Annotated in this window: 18 protein-coding genes and 1 pseudogene; 7 read left to right on the top strand and 12 right to left on the bottom strand. The window is 38.1% G+C overall.

Translation table 11 applies throughout. The features are described from left to right. Positions 1 to 15: 15 nt before the first annotated feature. The 7 genes and pseudogenes from V7K27_RS04460 to ahcY all read right to left on the bottom strand — a co-directional run bounded on the left by V7K27_RS04460 (position 16) and on the right by ahcY (position 3,658). The gene (locus V7K27_RS04460) at positions 16 to 321 is read right to left on the bottom strand and encodes a XisI protein (protein WP_334944712.1); all 306 of its coding nucleotides are present in this window, start codon (positions 319 to 321) and stop codon (positions 16 to 18) included. Then, on the bottom strand, positions 321 to 755 hold the full coding sequence (locus V7K27_RS04465; protein ID WP_334944714.1) for a XisH family protein: 435 nt from the start codon (positions 753 to 755) through the stop codon (positions 321 to 323). The genes V7K27_RS04460 and V7K27_RS04465 overlap by 1 nt, the downstream gene beginning before the upstream one ends. A 15-nt stretch (positions 756 to 770) precedes the next feature. After that, positions 771 to 1,100, bottom strand: coding sequence for a XisI protein (locus tag V7K27_RS04470; RefSeq protein ID WP_334944716.1), 330 nt, complete (start codon positions 1,098 to 1,100; stop codon positions 771 to 773). Next, entirely contained in the window at positions 1,088 to 1,504 is a 417-nt protein-coding gene (locus tag V7K27_RS04475) for a XisH family protein (RefSeq protein ID WP_334944718.1), read from the bottom strand. The genes V7K27_RS04470 and V7K27_RS04475 overlap by 13 nt, the downstream gene beginning before the upstream one ends. A 20-nt stretch (positions 1,505 to 1,524) precedes the next feature. Further along, positions 1,525 to 1,857 carry a XisI protein gene (locus V7K27_RS04480; RefSeq protein WP_334944719.1) on the bottom strand — a complete coding sequence of 111 codons (333 nt, stop codon included), beginning with the start codon at positions 1,855 to 1,857 and terminating at the stop codon, positions 1,525 to 1,527. Continuing rightward, positions 1,845 to 2,264 (bottom strand): annotated as a pseudogene (locus V7K27_RS04485) (XisH family protein). Before V7K27_RS04485 ends, V7K27_RS04480 begins: the two are co-directional and overlap by 13 nt. Positions 2,265 to 2,380: 116 nt before the next feature. Next, a complete protein-coding gene (gene ahcY / locus V7K27_RS04490) occupies positions 2,381 to 3,658 on the bottom strand; it encodes an adenosylhomocysteinase (RefSeq protein WP_334944721.1) in 1,278 nt (425 codons plus the stop codon). Between the two features lie 375 nt (positions 3,659 to 4,033). Here ahcY and V7K27_RS04495 point away from each other — a divergent pair, with 375 nt between their 5' ends. Further along, the gene (locus tag V7K27_RS04495) at positions 4,034 to 5,692 is read left to right on the top strand and encodes a mechanosensitive ion channel family protein (RefSeq protein WP_334944723.1); all 1,659 of its coding nucleotides are present in this window, start codon (positions 4,034 to 4,036) and stop codon (positions 5,690 to 5,692) included. Positions 5,693 to 5,811: 119 nt separating this feature from the next. Next, positions 5,812 to 6,240 carry a (2Fe-2S) ferredoxin domain-containing protein gene (locus V7K27_RS04500; protein WP_334944725.1) on the top strand — a complete coding sequence of 143 codons (429 nt, stop codon included), beginning with the start codon at positions 5,812 to 5,814 and terminating at the stop codon, positions 6,238 to 6,240. 517 nt (positions 6,241 to 6,757) lie between these two features. On the opposite strand, the gene V7K27_RS04505 is transcribed toward V7K27_RS04500, so the two are convergent. The 4 genes from V7K27_RS04505 to V7K27_RS04520 form a co-directional block, all read right to left on the bottom strand. After that, a complete protein-coding gene (locus tag V7K27_RS04505; protein WP_334944727.1) occupies positions 6,758 to 7,342 on the bottom strand; it encodes a nuclear transport factor 2 family protein in 585 nt (194 codons plus the stop codon). 586 nt (positions 7,343 to 7,928) lie between these two features. After that, the gene (locus V7K27_RS04510) at positions 7,929 to 13,355 is read right to left on the bottom strand and encodes a trifunctional serine/threonine-protein kinase/ATP-binding protein/sensor histidine kinase (RefSeq protein WP_334944729.1); all 5,427 of its coding nucleotides are present in this window, start codon (positions 13,353 to 13,355) and stop codon (positions 7,929 to 7,931) included. Positions 13,356 to 13,688: 333 nt separating this feature from the next. After that, positions 13,689 to 14,225: a nucleotidyltransferase family protein gene (locus V7K27_RS04515; RefSeq protein WP_334944730.1), complete on the bottom strand. Its 537-nt coding sequence runs from the start codon at positions 14,223 to 14,225 to the stop codon at positions 13,689 to 13,691. Between the two features lie 61 nt (positions 14,226 to 14,286). After that, complete coding sequence (locus tag V7K27_RS04520; RefSeq protein WP_334944732.1) at positions 14,287 to 14,508, bottom strand: hypothetical protein; 222 nt, start codon at positions 14,506 to 14,508, stop codon at positions 14,287 to 14,289. A 98-nt stretch (positions 14,509 to 14,606) separates the two neighbouring features. Between V7K27_RS04520 and V7K27_RS04525 the strand changes: the two genes are divergently transcribed. The 3 genes from V7K27_RS04525 (at position 14,607) to cobO (ending at position 17,677) form a co-directional block, all read left to right on the top strand. Further along, positions 14,607 to 15,875, top strand: a complete 1,269-nt coding sequence (locus tag V7K27_RS04525) for a plasmid pRiA4b ORF-3 family protein (protein ID WP_334944734.1) — start codon at positions 14,607 to 14,609, stop codon at positions 15,873 to 15,875. Positions 15,876 to 16,186: 311 nt separating this feature from the next. Then, on the top strand, positions 16,187 to 16,642 hold the full coding sequence (locus V7K27_RS04530; protein ID WP_292801786.1) for a GFA family protein: 456 nt from the start codon (positions 16,187 to 16,189) through the stop codon (positions 16,640 to 16,642). A 357-nt stretch (positions 16,643 to 16,999) separates the two neighbouring features. After that, positions 17,000 to 17,677 (top strand): cob(I)yrinic acid a,c-diamide adenosyltransferase, encoded by a 678-nt coding sequence (cobO, locus tag V7K27_RS04535; RefSeq protein WP_334944736.1) that lies wholly within the window; start codon positions 17,000 to 17,002, stop codon positions 17,675 to 17,677. Positions 17,678 to 17,685: 8 nt separating this feature from the next. Here cobO and V7K27_RS04540 read toward each other — a convergent pair whose 3' ends face one another. Then, the gene (locus V7K27_RS04540) at positions 17,686 to 18,387 is read right to left on the bottom strand and encodes a hypothetical protein (RefSeq protein ID WP_334944738.1); all 702 of its coding nucleotides are present in this window, start codon (positions 18,385 to 18,387) and stop codon (positions 17,686 to 17,688) included. A 557-nt stretch (positions 18,388 to 18,944) separates the two neighbouring features. Between V7K27_RS04540 and V7K27_RS04545 the strand changes: the two genes are divergently transcribed. Further along, positions 18,945 to 20,240: an ATP-binding protein gene (locus tag V7K27_RS04545; RefSeq protein WP_334944740.1), complete on the top strand. Its 1,296-nt coding sequence runs from the start codon at positions 18,945 to 18,947 to the stop codon at positions 20,238 to 20,240. Then, positions 20,227 to 21,867: a tetratricopeptide repeat protein gene (locus V7K27_RS04550; RefSeq protein ID WP_334944742.1), complete on the top strand. Its 1,641-nt coding sequence runs from the start codon at positions 20,227 to 20,229 to the stop codon at positions 21,865 to 21,867. The genes V7K27_RS04545 and V7K27_RS04550 overlap by 14 nt, the downstream gene beginning before the upstream one ends. Positions 21,868 to 22,049 lie beyond the last annotated feature (182 nt).

A 22,049-nucleotide genomic window follows, 5' to 3' on the forward strand; every position in this document is an offset into this window, starting at 1 on the left:
ATACAAAAAATTTAATTAAACAGATGCAAAACCAGTAAACTGCCGGACATAAGGTGATCTAAAACCTAAAACAATATCTGTTGTCGGCACACCTAATTCTACTAATTGATTAGCTATTCCTTCTTCAGTCAAATCGCGCTGAATCCAAATTTTTCCATCCTTAATACTAATATGAATTGGGCAGCCATACACTCTTTCTTCATCATTCCATCCCACATATAATAATAAATAGCGATCGCGTTCTTTATCAAAGACAATTTCAGTATTTTCTAAATCTTCCTGGGGTTGCTCATTTGCATATTTATAGATGATACTTTTCACTAATTCCTGATAATCTTATTTTTCCATAATACTATCTCCTGTTTCTGAACATGAAAAACCAATAATTTGATTTCATACCGTTCCAATACACTTTGAATAAAATAATCTATAAAAAACTCTTGGTAGATATCTTTAGCTATTGCCAAGTATAATACTCGATCAGAGTCCTTCTGCTCCAATGCTACTTTGTAGTTCAAAAATTGACCAACATCTGTATGAAATTCTGATATTGCTGACACCCCAATAAAACTTTTTACCTCTACTGCTATTTTTTGCTCATCTTTCTCAGCCGAAATTAACTTTTGCGCTCCCATGTCTATTTTAATTCTAATTTGTTCACTGAGTTTAAAAAACAAGGGATCATGCGTAATTTTCCAGCCATCTTTTTCTAAGGCTACTTTCACAGTATTATGAAAAATGTCTTTTGCTGACATGATATACAAAAAAAATCAAACAGATGCAAAACCAGTAAACTGTCTCACATGAGGCGATCTAAAACCTAAAACAATATCCGTTTTCGGTACTCCTAACTCTACTAATTCATTAGCAACTCCTTCCTCAGTCAAATCTCTTTGAATCCAAATTTTTCCATCATTAATATCAACATGAATCACCGAACCATAAGTCCGTTTTTCACCTTCCCAACCTAGATGAATTACTAAATAGTGATTTTTTTGATTATCAAATATTAATTGTATGTCCGTTCCCTTGGCTAAATGACTTTCTGTATGTCTTGCTAATACTGTCTGTACTAATTCAGGATAATTCATTCCTTCCATAAAATAATCTCCTCTTTGCTACTTTCAAATATCAATAATTTTAATTTATGTTCAGCAATTATTTCTTGAATCATAGGTATCAGAAAAAAAGCTGTATATATTTCATAACTAATTGCTAAATATAAAATACGATCAGGTTCTTCTTTTCTTAAAATAGAACGGTAATTAAGTGTTTGTCCTAAAGCTGTATGAAATTCACTAATCGCTGATTTACCGAAAAAAGATTTTATTTCAACTGCTATTTTTTCTCCTTCTTTTTCTGCTCCTAAAAGTCTTTCTGCTCCTAAATCAAGACGAAATTCTATAGTATCTACTATAAATATTAAAGGATCATCAGTAATTAACCAACCATCTTTCTCTAAAGATAAACGAACAGCGTTATGAAAGAAATCCTTCGCTGACATAGAAACAATAAATTAAAAATCTAAACCGATGCAAACCCAGTAAAATGTCTCACATAAGGGGATCTAAAACCCAAAACAATATCTGTTTTCGGCACACCCAACTCTACTAATTGATGAGGAATTCCTTCTTCTGTAAAATCCCTTTCAATCCAAATTTTGCTATCTTTAATACTAATATGAATGGGAAACCAATAAATTCTTTTTTCATCTTTCCATCCTGTAACCAATAATAAATAAACATCCCTCTCAGTATCAAAAACAATTTCGATATTTTCTGATTCTTCTACACATTCTTCTTGTGCATACTTTTGAATGAAATTTTTAACTATTTCTCGATAATCTAATTTATCCATAGCAATATTTCCTCCCTTTTTGCATCAAACACTAATAACTTAATTTCATAAGTTTGTAAAACAGTTTGAATAAAAGAATCTAGAAAAAATCCTTCATATATATCTTGAGATATCGCTAAATATAATATTCTTTGAGGATCTTTCTGCGTTAATACTACTTTATAATTTAAAAACTGGCCAATGGCTAAATGAAATTCGAAAATTGCTGAAAGTCCTATAAAACTTTTTACCTCTACCGCTATTTTTTTATTATCTTTCTCCGCAGTAATTAACTTTTCTGCACCTAAATCTATTCTCACCTTAACTTTTTCAGTAAGTTCAAAAGACAAAGGATCATGAGTAATTTGCCAATTCTCCTTTTATAAAGCTATTTTAACAGTATTATGAAAAACATCCTTCGCCGACATAAAAAGTTAACCTAATACTTTGTGTTAAATTATACTTGATTCTTTAACATCACTAAATAGCAAAAAAAGGGATAAGCTCAAAAGCCTATCCCCCAAAAAATCAATTAATCAATGTATCAAGTTCCAGTAGTCCAGGAATTGATGTACTCAATTTGATCTGGTGTTAGGGTATCAATCCTAATTCCAATAGCTTCCAACTTCAACCGAGCAATTTCTTGATCCACATCAATGGGAATTGAGTGCAAACCAGGTTCTAACTTACCTTTATTCTTCACTAGGTATTCAACAGCTAAAGCTTGGTTAGCAAAGCTCATATCCATAACCGCGCTGGGATGTCCTTCAGCCGCAGCCAGGTTAATCAAACGTCCTTGTCCGAGAACGACAACTGATTTACCAGTTGTCAACTTATACTCTTCAGTGAAAGGACGAACTTCCTTGATTTCTTTAGCTTGAGAAGCCAAGTATTTCAAGTCAAGTTCAATATCAAAGTGACCGGAGTTACAAACGATCGCACCGTCTTTCATCACATCAAAATGTTCAGCGCGAATTACGTGCTTGTTACCAGTAACTGTGATAAACAAATCACCAACTTTAGCAGCTTCTGCCATTGGCAAAACGCGGAAACCATCCATCACAGCTTCAATTGCCTTGATGGGGTCAATTTCGGTAACAATCACGTTACCACCCATACCACGGGCGCGGAGGGCTGTACCTTTACCACACCAGCCGTAACCAACTACGACAATGTTTTTACCAGCCAGCAGAATATTTGTGGCGCGGATAATCCCGTCTAGGGTCGATTGACCAGTACCATAGCGGTTATCAAAGAAGTGCTTGGTATCAGCATCGTTGACGTTGACGGCGGGGAAGGTGAGAACGCCATCTTTGAACATGGCGCGGAGGCGCACAATTCCGGTTGTGGTTTCTTCAGTGGTGCCAATCAAATCAGCAATTTGGTGTTGGCGCTCTTGGATTAATGTCGCAACCACATCGCTACCGTCATCAATGATGATGTTGGGGCGGTGATCTAGGGCGATTTGGACGTGGCGGCTATAAGTTGCGTTATCTTCGCCTTTTTGAGCAAAGACGGGAATTTCATGATCGACGACGAGGCTAGCGGCTACGTCATCTTGCGTTGATAAGGGATTGCTAGCAATTAAAAGCGCGTCTGCACCACCGGCTTTCAGAGCGATCGCCAAATGTGCTGTTTCTGTTGTAATGTGGGCGCAAGCGACAAGGCGTAAACCAGCGAAGGGCTTTTCTTGGGCAAAGCGATCGCGGATTTGCCGCAAAACTGGCATTTCGCGTCCAGCCCATTCAATGCGCTGTCTTCCCAAGGCAGCTAGGCCGAGGTCTTTAACCTCGTGCTTTAATCGGGGAGAAATTGCGGTCATCAAAAATTTCCTCAAAAAATTAAAAAAGGTACGTAAAATTTACGCCCTCTACTAGGTTATTCTACTACTGGCAATTTTTGCTTGAAAGAAAGCAAATTAGTAGTTAATATTCCTCAAAACTAGCATAATGTCAACTTCATCCCCAGGTTCTTCTTTTTTGTTTTATCTTTAGTAGGAGTGAAACTCTTCTCAGCCTTAATTACTGATTATAAATACATTGTCATCTGTCTAAAGATAGATAAAAAGCAAAAAACATCAAAATTTCATCATCTCCAGGGAAAACCTTAACTTTAGATAGGTACATCTACCCAAAGTAATTACGGAGGATAGTTATAGAAGTAGTCACTAGTAGATTTTACTCAAGGAGGTGTTTGAGTGCGATTTCAATTTTTGGCGATCGCTAGTTCAATGGCCATAACCGTTGTGTCTGTGCCAAAAGCCACAGCCCAAATTCCTTTTTTACCGCAGCTGCAAGCTCCCACCAGTGTGAGTAATGATTCAAATAATCGAGTTGTTTCAGGCTGGATTTATTTAGATGGTCGTCGGTTATTTCAGATAGCAGCATCAAAAGCCAACTTTCCTGAGCGTTCAGAAGATATTCAAAAGAAGTTGCACAAAATTGGCCAAAATTACTTTCAGTCACCAGCAAAAACAGCAGTCAAAGTAGAAGTTCGGAAAGTAAACGAACTACCAGTAATTTATGTCAACGGTCAATATCTGATGACCATCACTTCTGAAGATGCTGGACTGCGACAGGTAGATATATCGACATCGGCAAATCAAGTGGCCGAATCGTTACAAGAAGACTTGCAACAAGCAAAGCAAGAAAGACAAACTCAATTTTTAATCGACCAAGGTAAAATTGCTGCGGGCATCGGATTGGCAATGATTGTCATGAGTTGCGGGGTATATAGTTGGCAACAGCGCTCCAAAAAGAAATTATTAGACCCCCTTTCCTCGCAACCCCCCAGAGGAACTCTAAACTCCCCAATTTCACCAGCAGTAGCAGCAGCTCAACCAATTGCAACACAACTGAATCAACGCCAAAAGCAGCATCTCCAAGAAGTCAAAAGACGATTGTTTGAGCTAAGTCAAGCCGGAATTTGGGGAGGTGGAAGCTTCTTGATTTTGGGTCTATTTCCCTATACACGAGGGTTTCAGGTAGGAATTCTCACAGCCGCCCAATTTCCTTTGCGATTAGGTGTTGTGTTCCTAGTAACCTATGTAGCGATCCGTTTGACCTACGCCTTAATTGAGCGCTTCACCAGCAGTCTAATCAGCAGTGGTGCTTTATTGACTCCAGAAAGTTCTGAACGGCTGCAACTGCGAGTTTCCACATTTTCTGGCGTAACTAAAAGCATTGCTACTGGTATCTGCATCGGAGTAGGCTTCTTACTAGCACTGGTGTCCTTGGGGATAGATATTGTTCCCTTGCTAGCGGGTGCCAGCTTAATTGGTGTTGCAGTGTCTCTGGCCTCGCAAAACTTAATTAAAGATGCGATTAACGGTTTCCTGATCATTCTAGAAGATCAGTATGCTTTAGGCGATGTGATTAGTGTTGGAGACGTGGGAGGCTTAGTAGAAAATCTGAATCTGCGGATGACCCAAGTCCGGGATTCTGAAGGGCGCTTGATCACAATTCCCAATGGTGAAATTAAAGTTGTTGCCAATCTTTCTAATCGTTGGTCACGAGCCGATTTAACGGTTCCCATCGCTTACCAAGCCGATGCAGAACAGGCTTTGAAGTTGATCGAAACTGTTGCTGACAAGATGAGTCAAGAAATGCAATGGCAGCATCAAATTTTGGAACCACCGCAAGTTTTGGGAATAGATCAATTTGGCGATCGCGGTTTGATTATTCGGGTCTGGATTAAAACACAGCCTCTCAAACAATGGGATGTCGCACGGGAGTTTCGCCGCCGCCTAAAAATCGCATTAGATCAAGCCGGAATTTCTATTTCTGTGCCTCAACAAGCAATTTGGGTTAATGATGATCATTTGTTAAATTTTCAGGGGAATGGCAAAGCTGATTAGAAATGCGAATCAGGCTCATGTCCTCTTCAGCGCTGATTCTTGCTGGAACTAGATGATCAAATAGAACAGACTCAAGGGGAAACTTATATTATTCTGTCAGAGAAATAGTGGGGTCGTCCATGAAGAAACTGATCCGGCGGATTAAGACATTGTTCCGACGTATCTTCAAGAGGTTTTCAGCTAATTCTCAGCAGACATCGCCTCAATCTTCACCCTTGAATTCTCGCCCATTAGACACATCTATTCCCAGTGTTTCTCCCCGATGGGAGTCTGGTTTGCTGCTTGTGTGTTCACAATGTGCAAACGAACAATCCGGCTCAACGGCTTCCGAAGACTTAGAGAATTGGTTGAAATCTCGTCTAAAATTTGAGGGATTATGGGGTGAATTTCGGGTTGTTAGCACCAGTTGTTTAGGGGTTTGTCCACGGATGGGCGTTACTGTCGTTCTTGTAAGTAATAGAAGTGGCGGTAATAGTCCATGCTTAATTGTAAATCCCCAGAGCGATCGCGAACTTCTCTACTCATACATCAAACAGAATAAAGAGTGACTTCAAAGGTTTGCTAACACTAAGATTAGGATATTTTATTCACTAAATTATTGAATGCAAAACTGTGTTTTATATCGCACCAAATTTCGGTTACAGCTATTTTCAGGTAAATAGACCACGCGGGTAGGGGCACAGCATTGCTGTGCCCCTACGACAGATGTGGTTCAAATACATGATTTCTGCTGTAATTGAGAAAAAAAGGGGTGAATATTTGAATTCACCCCTCATGGCTATTTCGTTCTAGACAGAAACCGCCTAGAACTCAAGTTCAGGGCTAATAGCTAAAGTCCGTTGAAACGGACTTTAGCCTTTTTTTTAGTATTACCAAGGTAGACGTAGGTTGGGTGGAGCGGAGCGCAACCCAACTAATTATCAGGATGTTGGGTTACGCTTTGCCTCCACCCAACAAAGCAATTTTTTTGCAACATTAAAGCCATGACAGTCCACTACAAGACTACCGATATTTTTTCAGAAATCAAATATGATTCCTATAGTACCATTCATGTCTGAACGATTACTATTTTAAGCGAGGTATATTTGGTATTACCAAGGTAGTTGAGGAATTAGCGCTTCGGGCATTAGTGCTTGAGGAAGCAGTCGTTGGGGAACTGAGGTTCAAGAAATCGATGAGTTTAAGGGTACGATTACGAATTTTCCAGCGTCCATTTTTGTTTACAACTTGATCTTCATAAGTGCCATTAGCAACATCAATGCTGGTTTCCGAACGTTTGTGAGTTGCATGGAGATAAGAGGTCATCGATGCTTTATTATTTTCAACTGAAATGTTTATCGTACCCATCAAGTGTTGGGTAGCTGTATAACCATTTCCTTGGAATACTGAATAGACAAAATCTGCCCAAGAATCTGTCCCATAGTTTGTTTGAGTTGCCCCATCAGGAAAAATGGCAGTGAGGACTGCATCTTGAGTAAAACAATCCCGATAAATATTCTTTCCTTGTTGGAGATTTCCTCTACCAATAGCATCAGTTCCCAGCGCGTAACAGGATGTTAATTTTTGAATTTCAAATTCCGCATTAGGTTGAGCTGCACTTGCTAGTTCAAACTTACCTCCAATAAACAGCACAAAAGTGACTGCAAGCACAATTAAAGTTATGCGATTTAACAGAAAGGAAATAGCCTTTGAAACTATTCCCCCATTTTCTCTTCTTTTTTCCACAGGATAAGCACCTTAATTTTGACGATTTTCGCATCTTGTAACTGGCTGCAAACTCACATTTTTGCTGAATATTTTAGCTTATTAAAACAGGCTAAAATTAGTGCAGGTTAAGCTAGAGCTTACCTGCACTTTCAGCGAAAAATTTATTTCTTATTAAAGGATGAAGCTAGCACAATAATTGATGTATACAATCAGTTATAACAGGTAATTGTTAAGTTTGTAAGTGCTAATTGTAACTATATTTATGTTGATTTGATTAAGTAAGAGCGTACATCTGTAATACCATTTCACACAAACCCTGATACATATAGATTTCTCGTAGGGGCACAGCATTGCTGTGCCCCTACCAACGTATTTGTATGATTATTAAAGTAAAACGGTATAAGCCCCTACAGCCAATTCATGTGTTACAAAAATTGTTGAAAATGGTATAAGATAATTTATCTCTTGAGCAACGCAATATAGACACAAATTTTCGCGTCTATATTGAATCATATTGTGCTATAAGAGATTATTCTCCCAAAATGGGAATAGAAATTATAAATTGTGTTCCTTGTCCCAAGACTGATTCACAAATCAAACTTCCACCATGATTTTCTACTATAATTTGCCGACTAATAGATAATCCTAATCCCGTACCTTTTCCTACGCATTTAGTAGTAAATAAATTCTCAAAAATAGAGGTTTTAATTTCTTCTGTCATTCCTTTGGCATTATCTTGAATCTTAATCACCACATTTTCAGTCTCTAGTTGTAGATAAGTTTCAATGGTAATAATATTAGGATATGTTTCTTGAATTTCTAAAAAACCACGACCGATATTTGCTTCTTCTAAAGCATCAATTGCATTTGCTAGAATATTCATAAACACCTGATTCAATTGTCCCAAATAGCATTTGACTGATGGAATATCTGCATAATCTTTAATTATTTTAATGGCGGGACGATTATGATCAGCTTTTAGACGATGCTGTAAAATAAACAAAGTACTATCAATACCTTCGTGGATATTAGCTAATACTTTATAGGTAGTATCAGCACGGGAGAAAGTACGGAGAGAAGTACTAATATTACGAATGCGCTGTGTCCCCACTGTCATACCATCAATCATTTTTGGTAAATCTTTTAGCAGGAAATCTATATCTATTTCTTCGGCTTTTTCTTCAATTTCTACACCAGGATTAGGGAATTTTTCTCGGTACAGTTGAAGATAGTCTATTAAATCTTTAACAATATCTTTGGCTTGGGCGATACTACCTGTAATAAAACCAATGGGGTTGTTGATTTCGTGTGCTACACCTGCAACTAAATTTCCCAGAGAAGACATTTTTTCACTTTGGATAAGTTGTAGTTGCGCCTCTTGTAAATCTTTTATCGATTGTTCTAATTCCCTAGATTTTTCTTGCGCCCTTGTGTACAAACTGGCATTTTCTATGGCAATCGCCATTTGAGAAACTAAAACTTTTAATACCTCTACTCTTTCTGGAACAAAAGCTCCTGATGATAACTGATTTTCTAAATAAATAATACCCGTAAGCTGTGATTGGTACATAATCGGCAAACAAAAGATTGATTTTGTTTGAGATTTCTGAATATAGATATCAAAGTTAAAAGGTTCTGCAACTGTGGCATCATTTAATACAAGATATTGCTGAGTTCGGAAAACGTAATTAATCACAGAGAGCGGTAAATCCTGATAGTTTTCAACAGGAATAGAGCGTAAAACTGTCACCACATCGTCAGCAGCATTTCCAGAAGCTTCGATATATAGGTGATTATCTTTAAGTAGGAGTAGTACTGCTTTCTGTGCGGCAGCGTTTTCTAGTAAAATTTTGATCAGCTTGCCCAATAAATTCTCTAAAACAATTTCATTAGTAATCGCTTGTGAAAACTTGATGAATGCATTAAAATCTAGAAAATCGCTCAAGGTGCTATTGGTAGTAGTGCTAGTGGTAAGATGAATTGTATCTATTTTTGAAGTAGTATTTTCTATAGTAGTAGTTTGTCCTACTAGAAAAATATACTTTGATTCTAAGTGTTTAACTTTAGCGATCGCACCCCAACGAATATAGGCATAATATGCTTTAGTTATATAAGCTTGATGGATTAACTCTTTACCTAGAGATTGATAAAATTTTCCAGCTAACTCATAGGCTAAAGCTTCTTCTTGGAGAAAACCATTTTCTTGAGATTTGGCAATAGAGTTATCATAATAGTCCATTGCCTCAAGCTTTTGACCTAAAACCTGATATCGTTCTGCCTCCACGAGATAAAATCTATGTAAGTGATTCACGGGAGCATGAGTAGCCCAGAGTTCCATCTTTTGCTGATTAGCTTCGACTTTTTCCAGAATAGCTTGCCGATCAGACTCTTTAGCAGTATGATAGATTGCTAAGTGGGCTAAAGAATCGTAGAAGTAGAACAGTGGAACAACAAACAACCCTGTAACGCCACCTAAAGATTTTTCTGCGATCGCAGCATTTTCTACAGCTTTAAAATACTCCCCAAATAAGTAAGAGAGCATTAATTTATTAACAAATAGATGGTTAATTGTATAAAGGTCATTTACTTGCTGATGAATTGGCAGCATACTTTGCTCGTCGTAGGCTTCCCCAATTAAACAGTCAACATTTTGCGAATTTCCTTTCAAGTTCAAAACTGTTTGCAAATATACTAAGTTCCAAGTTAAAGCTACTTGTTGCTTGATTTTTTTCAGCGAATCACAATAAGCCATCAGTTCTTTTTCGAGAACCCAAAGTTCCTTACCCATCCAAAATGAATGATAGGGATAAATGTAACCACAATAGCCAGCATATTCTAAATCTCCGGTTTCCAGACCACTAGAATACCCTGCCATTGATGATGTTAATGTCTCTCTAATATGCTCTTTCCAATGCATAACATGGGCGCTAACAACCGTTAGAATCTTAGCCTTAAGTTCTTCAGCATTAAATTGTGACACCAAACTAGAAGCTAATTTCCCAAATTCATAGCCAGAATCAATTTCTCCTTGAACTCCACAAAGAAGTAATCCATAAAGACTATAACCATAGGCAGATACAGCCGTATTCCCATACTTTAAGGACAAATTGACCATTTTAGAGACAATAATTGGCATCATTGCAGGAGCAGTTTGAAAAGCTGCGGGGAGAACTCCCATTAAAATTCTCATAGCTGCAATCTTGTTAAGATCAGTCATTAATGGTAAGTTAATTAAATCTGCAATGACTTTCCCTTTCAAAGAAGCAGAAATTTCATCCATCCCCTGCTGAATATCAGTTGATGTCGGTTCATCTTGAAAACTTATTCCTAACAATTGCAGAATTGATACTGCTATCTGAATGGCTTTCAGTTGCTTGCTTTGAATTATAGAAGCGATAATCTGTACTTCATAGACTTTCACTTTATCTAAAAGGGTTTTGGCTTGTTGCTGCACTACCTCAGCCCATTGCTGCATCTGCTCAAAATCACCGCCCAGATAGGCTACCTCTGCGGCTCCTTCATATAAACCTATAGTTAAGCTATATTCAGTTTGCCAAGGGTCTATATTTAAAAGTTCTATCCCATTTGTGAAGTATTTAAGAGCAGCTTCGTAAGCTGTAGAAGCTTTAGCTTTTCGCCCTGCAATTAAATTTAATCGTGCCAATTCAGTTTTTTCAGATTGCTCTATCAGGTTAACAATACCGACATTCAACTGATTGACGATATCAAAAATATTAGCTTCTATTTCCTCCTTCGGTATATTTTTAAGAAGTAATTGGCCTATTTTTAAATGAGTCGATTTCTTCAGTTCTTCTGGAATTAACGAATATGCTGCTTGTTGTACTCTGTCATGCAAGAACTTGTAACCCACCCGTGAAGTATCGAAATTTAAATTAACCGCTTCTTCTTGATTAAAAACTAAAGGAATACGGTAAGCTTCACTTAAAGGCAGAATTAATCCCGCTTGCAAAGCCGAGTGTAATTCATTTGCTGTCAAAGAAGGTGATTTTTCATTAACTATCGATAAAATATCCAGACTAAATCTGTCACCCACACAAGCTGCTAATTTTAAAACATCTTGGGTAAACTTTGGTAGTTTTTCAACTCGGCTGGCAACTAACTCAACTACATTTTTATCAGTAATTCCAATTGCTTGTATATCCTCTATACTCCATTGCCACTTAGCATTTGCAAAGTCAAATATTAACAGCTTTTCTTGATGAAGTGCCTGAATTAGTTGTGTTATGAAAAATGGGTTTCCACCCGTTTTGTTACAAAGTAATTCAGCTAGTTGAATAATTTTATTCTTAAAAATTCTGCTTTCTGCATCATGAGTAAACTCTGCTTGTTGTAGAGTTTCAGCAACTAGATTAGTCACATTATCTAAATTTAAAGGTTGCAAAACAAGATTATTAACAACCGTGCCACTATTCTTAATTTCTTCTATTTTTTGGATTAAAGGATGTGCCGGACTAACTTCATTATCTCTATATGCCCCAATAAATAATAAATATTTGCTGTCGGTATCAGTTATGAGCAGTTGGATTAAATTTAAGGTGGCTGAATCTGCCCATTGCAAATCATCTAAAAAAATGACTAAGGGGTGTTCTTTTTGAGTAAAAACTTGGATAAATTCTTTAAAAACATGATTGAAGCGGTTTTGTGATTCTGTTGCCCCAATTTTGGCAACTTCCGGCTGTGTACCGATGATTAATTCTACTTCTGGAATTACGTCAGTAATAACTTTTCCATTTGTTCCTAAAGCGGATAATATTTTATTACGCCATACTTCTATTTTTTCATTATCCTCTGTCAGCAAATACTGGATTAGATAAGCAAAAGCTTGAATTAAAGAAGCATAAGGTATATTTCGTTTTAATTGGTCAAACTTCCCAGAAATAAAGTACCCTTGTCTGCGAGTAATGGGTTTATTAACTTCGTTGACTAAAACTGATTTGCCAATACCAGAATAACCAGAAACTAGCATCATTTCACTAGTTCCAGATGTAATGCGTTCAAATGCAGCTAAGAGTTGATTAACTTGTTCTTCACGTCCATATAATTTTTGAGGGATTAATAACTGGCTCAAGATATCTAAACGACCTGGAACAAAATCATTAATTTTACCCTTGGTTTCTAACTGGTTGAGACATGATTCTAAATCTGCTAATAATCCTGTAGCACTTTGATATCTGTCTTCCGCATTTTTTGCCATCAGCTTCATCACAATTTCAGAGACGGCGGTAGGAATTTGTAAATTTAATGATTGCGGGTTTATCGGCTGAACAGCAATATGACTATAAACTATTTCTAGGGGATCTTGGCTAAAAAATGGTGTTTGGTCAGTGAGCATTTCATATAAAGTCACACCAAGAGAATAAAAGTCAGTGCGATAATCGAGAATACGATTCATTCTCCCAGTTTGCTCAGGAGACATATAGGCAAGTGTGCCTTCAACGCAGTTAGGGTTATTAAATTGGGGATTTTCCTTATTCAGGCGGGAGGCTATACCAAAGTCGGTGAGTTTAACAATACCTGTCTGAGAGTTAATGATGATGTTACTAGGTTTGATATCTTTATGAATAATCTGCTTCTTATGCAAATAATCTAAAGCTTTAGTCAGTTGAATAGCAATGTTTAAATGCTTAATTAAGTCAAGTTTTTCTGTTTCTAGCAGTTTATCTAAAGACTGGCCACCAAAGTCTTCTAACAACAGTCCCAAACGATTTTCAAAGGTTTCTAGACTAATAGCTTTAACTATATTCGGATGGTCTAAACCTTGCTGAATTTGATACTCATTTTTCAGGCGAGTAAAGGCTTCGAGGGTAGGATATTGATTTTTAAGCAGCTTGAGGATAACTCGCTGTTGCGTCTTTGGTGTTTGTGTTTGATAAATAATTGTTTGAATTCCTTCGTGGAGAGTCGAGTTGATTTGGTATCCAGTACGATTTGGCATTGATTTTTGACTATAAAGTTACAAAATTAGCATCACCCCCCGTTCCATCGTGAAAGGGGTTCTAGTTTAATTATTCCCAGTGTTAGAAAATTATTAACATTGGATTCCGTATCCAAGGGTTGTAAATTAAAAAGCGATTATTCCCTTGTAACGGAAACCTCACATCTTGCACCTAGCCGTGGCGATTAGAAATCGCGGCTATACAAACGAAGTCCACCTCCGTGGACTAAGAGAAAATCAAAGGTTTTTAACAACCCACGGAGGTGGGTTTCGCCTGTGTAGCCGCGACTTCCAGTCGCCTGGTGCAAGATATAAGGAAACCCGACTGTAACTTTACGCCAACCGCAGATAAGGACACTTTTGTAAAAACCCAGATGCCTTATTCTCGGCATCTAGGTTATGAGTATGTGCTGGCGTAGGTCGAATAATGCCACCATATAGGTCATCTAACCCGTAGGGAGTAAAAAATTGCCATTGGTTTTGGGCATCTAGTCGAACTCCCACAGCAGTAGCAGTGTGCAGCCAATCTGCGATCGCATCCTCTGTACTAGTATAAGGTCTGCTGCCAAGCCGCCAACGAGCAAAACTGGCTTGATTTTTGACATCAAACTCGTCATGAGGAAACAGTTTTGTGAGAGTCACCTTTGCTGCTAGTTCTTGGGAACGATTCCCCTCTATATCAAAGAACGCAATATCAAAATCTTTAATACCTAACCCACAATTATCGCCAAAAATTGAATGCCAAACGGTGTTTCGGACTGCACCTCCGGCTAACCACCAGTTAGGTAGATTTAGTTGTGCGATCGCTCTTAATACTATATCAATACGTGTATCAGCTAAAATCATCTGTAGACGAGTGTTACTATTCATATCAAATTCCTGGGATTGTCAACTAGAAGGTGAAAATATTATCATTCACATCTCACTAAGCTTACGGTGTTGATAGTCCTGCGGTGACACTTGGCGGGTCAATGTTTTTAGGGTAACTGCTGAAGTCATAGTATAAAACAGGAGTCGGAATACAGAATTCACCAATTTTGAATACTCTACTTATAAAGGGATAGAGTTTTAAGGCGAGAATATTTTGATTTTTTTCGCTTGACTTCGGGCGAGGTTTTAACCAATATTCATCATCCACTCGTACAGAATTCAATTCTGAATTCTGACTCCTGAGTTCTGAATTCTTCTTATAAAGAGAACAGGGTTTTACGGAAGGTTAAATTGTGAATTTAGAATTTAGAATTTTTATTTATGGAAGATTTATTTGCGCGGCTAGAACGCACACTCAATCCTGAACTGCCTTCCTTAACAGAGTCACAACAACAACTTCTACAAGAACTCAGCATTGATGAAAATCAACCCGGTACGATTCTGCATGACTTTCAAACTCTGATAGATTTCTTACAACCAAATGGAGTGGAAGTTAGTAGTGTTAATAACCTTCTACCGCTAAAAATACTATCAGAACTTAATTCTCAGTTAAGTCACCCAATTGAAACTAAACTCAAACGCCCCGTACAGAAATCATACCCCTACATTAATGGACTATATCTGTTATTACGCAGTTCTGGGTTAGCCCAAATTAGATCGCAAGGTAAGAAGCAAATTTTAGTATTAGACGCAGCCACCTTAGAATCATGGTCAAATCTCAACCCAACAGAACGCTATTTCAACTTATTAGAAGCTTGGTTAATTTGGGGAAATAATGAAATTTTGGGTGAGCATCAAGACTCATTCGGTAATTTATTTAGATGCATTCAACTTTGGCCTCGCGTTCCAGATAAAGGTTTAGAATTTCCTAAATATGAAAACCAACACGATATTAGTTATTACCCCGGACTGCATAACGTTGCTTTGTTAGAGTTATTTGGATTGTTATCTATCAAACATGGAAAACCACAAGAAGGCAAGGGGTGGCGCATTACTAGTTTACAACGCTTACCCTTTGGTGATGCTCTGTTGCAATTACTCTTTCCATTGGGTATACGAGGAGAATTACAGGATGAGGTAAATGTGACTTTTGGAAAATTACAGTCACATTTTCAACCATTTTTTCCAGAATGGGAGCATAATTTACTTGTTCCCAAGCAAGGCTTTACCGATGGTATATATATTTTTAAAGTGTTCATTTCTAAGGCTTGGAGACGCATTGCCATACCAGCGAAAAAACCATTAAGCTGGCTAGCAGAGACAATTCTCGATGCTTTTGACTTTGATTACGATCACCTGTACGAGTTTAGTTATAAAGACCATTTTGGTCGCATAATCAAAATCGGTCATCCCTATATGGAAACACCCCCATTTGCAGACCAAGTGCAGATTGGTGATTTGCCTTTAGAACCCGGTGCTAAAATGACCTATCTTTATGATTTTGGTGACAACTGGAAATTTGATGTGCAGTTAGAAGCAATTAATCCACCTGATAACAAAATCAAAAAAGCAAAAATTTTAGAAGTTCACGGAAATGCACCTCAACAGTATTGGAGTGAGGATGATGAATTGGATGAAGATGATGGATAAGGAAGATTTAGGGAGGCGTGGAGAATTAAAATTTTCTTATCGTAAATTAAAGGGTTTAAGACCCCTACATCTACATATAGCACCCATTTCGGTCGGGGTTTAAATCCCCCGAAGTTGCCACAACGGGGGGAACCCCCGCAAGGCACTTCTCTTCGTCTGAAATGTCTTGAATTTTGAATTTTGAATTTTGAATTTTGAATTTTGAATTGTTAAGTCCCCGTGTTTTTTGTTTGTGTCTGCTACAACCAGCTTTAAGATTGAGATAGCTTTAGTTACAATAAAGCAACACAAATTATCAGGAGATAAAACCTGTGAGTCTTCCATATACTGGAGGTTGTCAATGTGGACAGATTCGTTATGAAATTCATGCCCAACCGTTAACCCTTTACCTATGCCACTGCAAAGAGTGTCAAAAACAATCGTCTAGTGCCTTTGGAATGTCTCTCACAGTACTACGAGATGCTGTTGTAATTGTTCAGGGAAAACCGAAAGCTTGGACTCGGAAAAATGATAGTGGACGTGAAGTAAATAACCTGTTTTGTGGCGACTGCGGAACGCGATTGTTCCATGAACGGACTTACAACTCAAATACTATCAATGTCAAAGCCGGAACCTTAGATGATACAAGTTGGTTACGCCCAGTGGGTAACATTTGGACACGCAGTGCCCAGTCATGGGTGATAATTTCAGACCAATTGCTCAACTATGACGGGCAACCAGAGGATAGGCAGCCTTTATGGGAAAAATGGAAACAACAACATCCATAAATGCACAACTCCCGATATCAGACATCATACCTCTGGCACTTAAACCAACGCTCTCGGTTGGTAGTCTAATTCATGACTATAGCAAAGGAGATAATAATAAATTTTTACTGGTAAACTACTTTAATGAACATATTAAATTATTTAAAACAGTAATAGTAAACCCAAATTATAAGTTCAGCTTGTGTATCATATATATTTCTACTTGTCTGCAAATCATTAATAAAGCTAACACACTATTAATATTTCACATGAAAACTTACTGGACATTTCCAATCAAGTAATTTAAGTGAAATTAGATAAGTAAGACGATTTTGGTTCATTCTCAACACTTTTAACAGTTATTTCTAGACAAGCTTGATGAAAAACGATACACCGCACGAATTGAACCCAGACCAAGAAATTGGGCGCTTGATTGATGAGGTAATGTCTTCATCTCTGACTGATGAACAGTACCGCAAAAAGATGCAGCGACGCAAAGAAGTCCAAGATAAGCGCATCGCAGAAGCTGTACCAGAAAAAGGGTTAATTATTGTAAATACTGGTAACGGTAAGGGTAAAACTACTGCGGCTTTAGGGATGGTGTTACGATCGCTAGGTCACGGGTATAAAGTAGCGATCGTCCAATTCATCAAAGGTAGCTGGGAACCTTCCGAAAAAAGGGTTTTCAGCTATTGGGAAGACCAGATAGAATTTCACGCAATGGGCGAAGGCTTTACCTGGGAAACTCAAGACCGCGATCGCGATCTCGACAAAGCTAGCGCCGCCTGGGAGAAATCATTAGAATATATCCGCAACCCAGACTTTCAGCTGGTCTTGTTAGACGAAATCAATATCGCCCTGAAAATGTCTTACTTACCAGTAGAAGACGTTTTAGCAGGTTTGGCGCAAAAACCAGCTAACAAACACGTTATTCTCACAGGTAGAGGCGCACCGGCTGCTTTAATTGAGCGTGCTGACCTCGTAACCGAAATGACCTTAGTTAAGCACCCTTTCCGCGATCAAGGTGTGAAGGCGCAACCAGGAATTGAGTATTAACTTGGAGATTATTTGCACATTTGCAATGTGCGGCGATCGCTAGCAGTGATAGAATTTAATCGGTAAAAGTCTTGCAGAGCCACCGAGTAAGCATAACTGCTTGATTCGTCTTCACCGACTTTAGGCAATCTACTGCTTGTAGCTACCTGATTCGACTGATTAGAGCTAGCTTCATTTGCTGAACCATTAACCGTCATCGCCAACTCTCCTGATGGGTTGAGTGTACCCTGAAAACAATTAAACTCTGATTGCGGCATATACAATGCACCCGTTACCTTCTCCTGCTGCTTTTGAAATATGATGTAAGCTTGACCAAGCTGGTTTGGTTTTGGGGATTGACCATAGAGATAAACCCCATCTTTTTCAGGAAAATTCGCTTGTGGTAAAACTCCCGCGCCTTTTGTCGCTCCCTGAGAACCTGGAACCAGCGCGGTGGTTGTAGTTTGTGTTTTTCCGATCTTATGGCCAAAAAGCTCTCTATCTCCAGAAGCGGCATTAAGTTGACTTCTCTGGTCTCGAACTCTTCTTAGCTGCGACAGAAGAGAGGGTTCGGAGCTTTTCTCAATTTGAGGCGATGATAATCGAGAATTTGTAAATGATACTACTTGAGTTTGCTTGGCTATAAAGCCCAAACCGAGAAGTAAGCCTAAGCCCGCGAGGGAAATTCCCCACTGACGGGGAGATAATAATTGATGAAGGTTGTTAAGCACCCTACTTCTCCTGTTAAAAAACTAACTAAGTTCTCTATAACTTACTTAAACTATAACCAAGTCTTAATTGTCAAAGACTCTGTTAACGACTTAATATTACTATTGTCCAAAAAAGAAAACTGTCAAAAAATAAAGTTTTCATTTAACTTATCAATCTTAGATTACCATCAGTTAGACTATTTATTCTTTATCCAATAGATTCATCCCATTGGGTGATGTTAATCACAAATTAAACCTTAGCTGAGTACTGAGTTTTGATGATAACTTTTTTTACTCAATTACGAGCAATAGTCCTACTGTCAAAACAATTGTGGTACTTGCAGCTAGTCCCGTAGATCGAGGAAGGCTGCGCCTAGACGTGAAAGTGCGTGAGATTGAGAAAGGGTTGCGACGGTGTAAATCTCGTGACCAAATTAACTTGCAATCTTGATGGGTTGTGGGGGTTTAGATAAAATCATCCCTCTGCCCAGGAACGATCAATTTGGATTTCCATCTGTGGGAAAATGGGTGATAATTAACTGTGGTGCAGGTTAATAATATTTACCCTATTCTATTCTATGACTGAAGATTTACTCAAGTCGTTTCAAGAAGCTTATCGCAATTTGGAACTGTTACCCTTAATTGAAGAGAATGATTTACGACGGTTTCGGGTAGAGTATGGCGAAGATACTATTGATGAATTGATACAGCTAATTGAAGATAGTCCCAATTCAGATGGGAAGGTTGTTTTCACGGGACATCGGGGATGTGGTAAGTCTACTTTGTTGGCGGAATTTAGCCGGAGAATAGAAGATAAATATTTTGTTGTTTTATTTTCTATTGCTGACACTATAGAAATGTCTGACGTAAATCATATTAATGTCCTTTTTTCTATTGCTGTTAATTTAATGTTGGAAGCGGAAGCGCGTCAAATTGATATTCCTGCTTCTACTAAAAATGCGATTGATAAATGGTTTGCTACCCGCGTTCGCACGGAAGAAACCAATATTGAAAGGGAAGCTTCTAAAGATTTTAATATATTGAAATTATTTAGTGTAAAATTAAAAGTTGACTCGAAAATTCGTTATGAACTAAAACAAGAATTTGAGCGCAAAATTTCTGAGTTAGTCGCTCAATTAAATATTATTGCCGCAGCAATTCAAGCGGTTACAAAAAAACAAATATTAGTAATTCTTGATGATTTAGATAAACTTGATTTAGCAGTAGTTAATCATCTATTTAAAGATAATATCAAAGCTCTTTGTTTGCCTGGATTTAGGATTATTTATACTATCCCCATTGCAGCTTTGCGGGAAACAGCACTCAAACCAACTATTGAAAATGAAACTAATGACCAAGTTGTAGTAATGCCTGTTTTAAAGTTATTTAAAAAAGGGGAGAGTCATTTAGCAAATGCTACACCATTTCCAGAAAACTTGAAGATTCTTTGTGAAATATTGACTAAACGAATCTCAAATAATTTACTCGAATCATCAACAGCAGAAAAAATAGTTTTAAATAGTGGTGGTGTATTGCGGGAATTAATTCGCATTTCTAATGAATGTTGTCGGATTTGTCTGCGGTTAATTCGCCGTAAACCAGAAGATAAAGTAATAATTAATGATGAAATTCTAGACCAAGCAATTAATAATATCCGCAATGATTTTGCTATGCCTTTAGGTAGTGTAGATTATCGAATCTTGCAAACAACTTATCAAAATTTTAAGCCAGAAGACCCGAAACAGCAAGAATTTCTCGACTTATTACATGGGCTTTATGTGCTTGAATATCGCAACCGTCAAAATTGGTATGATGTTCATCCTATTGTTGTCGAATTATTGCGTGAGGAGGGGTTAATTGATGACAGCCAATAATCAGAATAAAAATATTAACCCCGATCAAAAAAATCAAGATGCTTTTGATGATTTAATTGTCTCTATTGAAGCGGGAGAAGGTAAATTTAATTTACTTATTGGTGTTTGTGATAATGCTGATTTTCGGAATCAAATAATTGACCGCTATGAAACAGAATTAAAACCTCATTTTTGTACTTATAGTGTTACATTAGACGAAAAAGAACCTAATTTAAAAGCCGCTATTCAACAACTATTAGAAAAGGAAGAATGTCTACAACAGTATCAACCAGCAGTGATAACTGTCACGGGTGCAGAAAAGTTGCTTTTTCTCAGGCTAGGGGAAGAACAATCAGCACAAGAAAAGTTCTTTGGTTATTTGCAGTGGACAAGGGAAGCTTTGGGGAAATTTCCCTTTGCGATTGTCCTGTGGGTGACGCATCAATTGATGATTAATTTAATGAAAAAAGCGCCGGATTTCTGGAGTTGGCGTAATGGAGTATTTCGGTTTGTTTCCCATGCTAAAAATGTGATTTCTGCGAGAGAAGTTGAGGCGATACGTTTTGCGTTAAGAAGTACGGAATTAGAAAACTTTAATAGTGAGAATGAATATTTTTTACCCATTGAAGATTTACAAAGATTAATTCAGCAACTAGAACAGCAAAGCGAAATTAAAGACGCAAAATTAGCAAGTTTGTATATTACATTGGCGAACATTTACACACAGAGATTAGATAGAGGTGAAGCCCAGGACTATCAACAAGAATTAGATTTAGCAATTAAGTATATTTATAAAGCGCTGGAATTGCAAAAAGAATTAGGGTTAAAAGAACATCCATCTGTCGCCTCTAGCCTCAACAACCTAGCGTTACTCTACAAATCTCAAGGCAGATACAGCGAAGCCGAACCCCTTTTCATCCAAGCTTTAGCACTCACGCGCAAGCTGCTGGGAGAAGAACATCCATCTGTCGCCACTAGCCTCAACAACCTAGCAGAACTCTACTGTTCCCAAGGCAGATACAGCGAAGCCGAACCCCTTTACATCCAAGCTTTAGCACTCTACCGCAAGCTGCTGGGTGAAGAACATCCAGATGTTGCCACTAGCCTCAACAACCTAGCAGAACTCTACTGTTCCCAAGGCAGATACAGCGAAGCCGAACCCCTTTACATCCAAGCTTTAGCATTCAGGCATAAGTTGCTGGGAGAAGAACATCCATCTGTCGCCGCTAGCCTCAACAACCTAGCGGGACTCTACGATTCCCAAGGCAGATACAGCGAAGCCGAACCCCTTTACATCCAAGCTTTAGCACTCAAGCGCAAGTTGCTGGGAGAAGAACATCCATCTTTCGCCGCTAGCCTCAACAACCTAGCGGGACTCTACGAATCCCAAGGCAGATACAGCAAAGCCGAACCCCTTTACATCCAAGCTTTAGCACTCAGGCGCAAGCTGCTGGGAGAATCACATCCAGATGTCGCCAATAGCCTCAACAACCTAGCGTTACTCTACCAATCCCAAGGCAGATACAGCGAAGCCGAACCCCTTTACATCCAAGCTTTAGATATTGTTGAGCAACAGTTAGGGATAAATCACCCCCATACTATTACTGTCCGTGAAAATTTAGCAGGTCTTCGCGATCGCCTAGACTAAAATTCATATTAAATTAAGTAAATGCGTGATTGCTTACTCAAAAGCAGCTTTTACTTCTTCAAAAGCTGCTTTCAATTTGGCATTTCAGTGTTTTCCACAAACAAAAGCAGCTTTTACTTCTTCAAAAGCAACTTTTAATTTGGCATTTCAGTGTTTTCCACAAACAAAAGCAGCTTTTACTT

Source organism: Nostoc sp. (assembly GCF_036919575.1).
Taxonomy (GTDB): domain Bacteria; phylum Cyanobacteriota; class Cyanobacteriia; order Cyanobacteriales; family Nostocaceae; genus Nostoc.

Excerpts from the sequence above, each read along its gene's own strand:
- V7K27_RS04465 (WP_334944714.1), bottom strand. The coding sequence starts at position 755 with ATGTCAGCAAAAGACATTTTTCATAATACTGTGAAAGTAGCCTTAGAA.
- V7K27_RS04470 (WP_334944716.1), bottom strand. The coding sequence starts at position 1,100 with ATGGAAGGAATGAATTATCCTGAATTAGTACAGACAGTATTAGCAAGA.
- V7K27_RS04475 (WP_334944718.1), bottom strand. The coding sequence starts at position 1,504 with ATGTCAGCGAAGGATTTCTTTCATAACGCTGTTCGTTTATCTTTAGAG.
- V7K27_RS04480 (WP_334944719.1), bottom strand. The coding sequence starts at position 1,857 with ATGGATAAATTAGATTATCGAGAAATAGTTAAAAATTTCATTCAAAAG.
- ahcY (WP_334944721.1), bottom strand. The coding sequence starts at position 3,658 with ATGACCGCAATTTCTCCCCGATTAAAGCACGAGGTTAAAGACCTCGGC.
- V7K27_RS04500 (WP_334944725.1), top strand. The coding sequence starts at position 5,812 with ATGAAGAAACTGATCCGGCGGATTAAGACATTGTTCCGACGTATCTTC.
- V7K27_RS04510 (WP_334944729.1), bottom strand. The coding sequence starts at position 13,355 with ATGCCAAATCGTACTGGATACCAAATCAACTCGACTCTCCACGAAGGA.
- V7K27_RS04515 (WP_334944730.1), bottom strand. The coding sequence starts at position 14,225 with ATGAATAGTAACACTCGTCTACAGATGATTTTAGCTGATACACGTATT.
- V7K27_RS04525 (WP_334944734.1), top strand. The coding sequence starts at position 14,607 with ATGGAAGATTTATTTGCGCGGCTAGAACGCACACTCAATCCTGAACTG.
- cobO (WP_334944736.1), top strand. The coding sequence starts at position 17,000 with ATGAAAAACGATACACCGCACGAATTGAACCCAGACCAAGAAATTGGG.
- V7K27_RS04545 (WP_334944740.1), top strand. The coding sequence starts at position 18,945 with ATGACTGAAGATTTACTCAAGTCGTTTCAAGAAGCTTATCGCAATTTG.
- V7K27_RS04550 (WP_334944742.1), top strand. The coding sequence starts at position 20,227 with ATGACAGCCAATAATCAGAATAAAAATATTAACCCCGATCAAAAAAAT.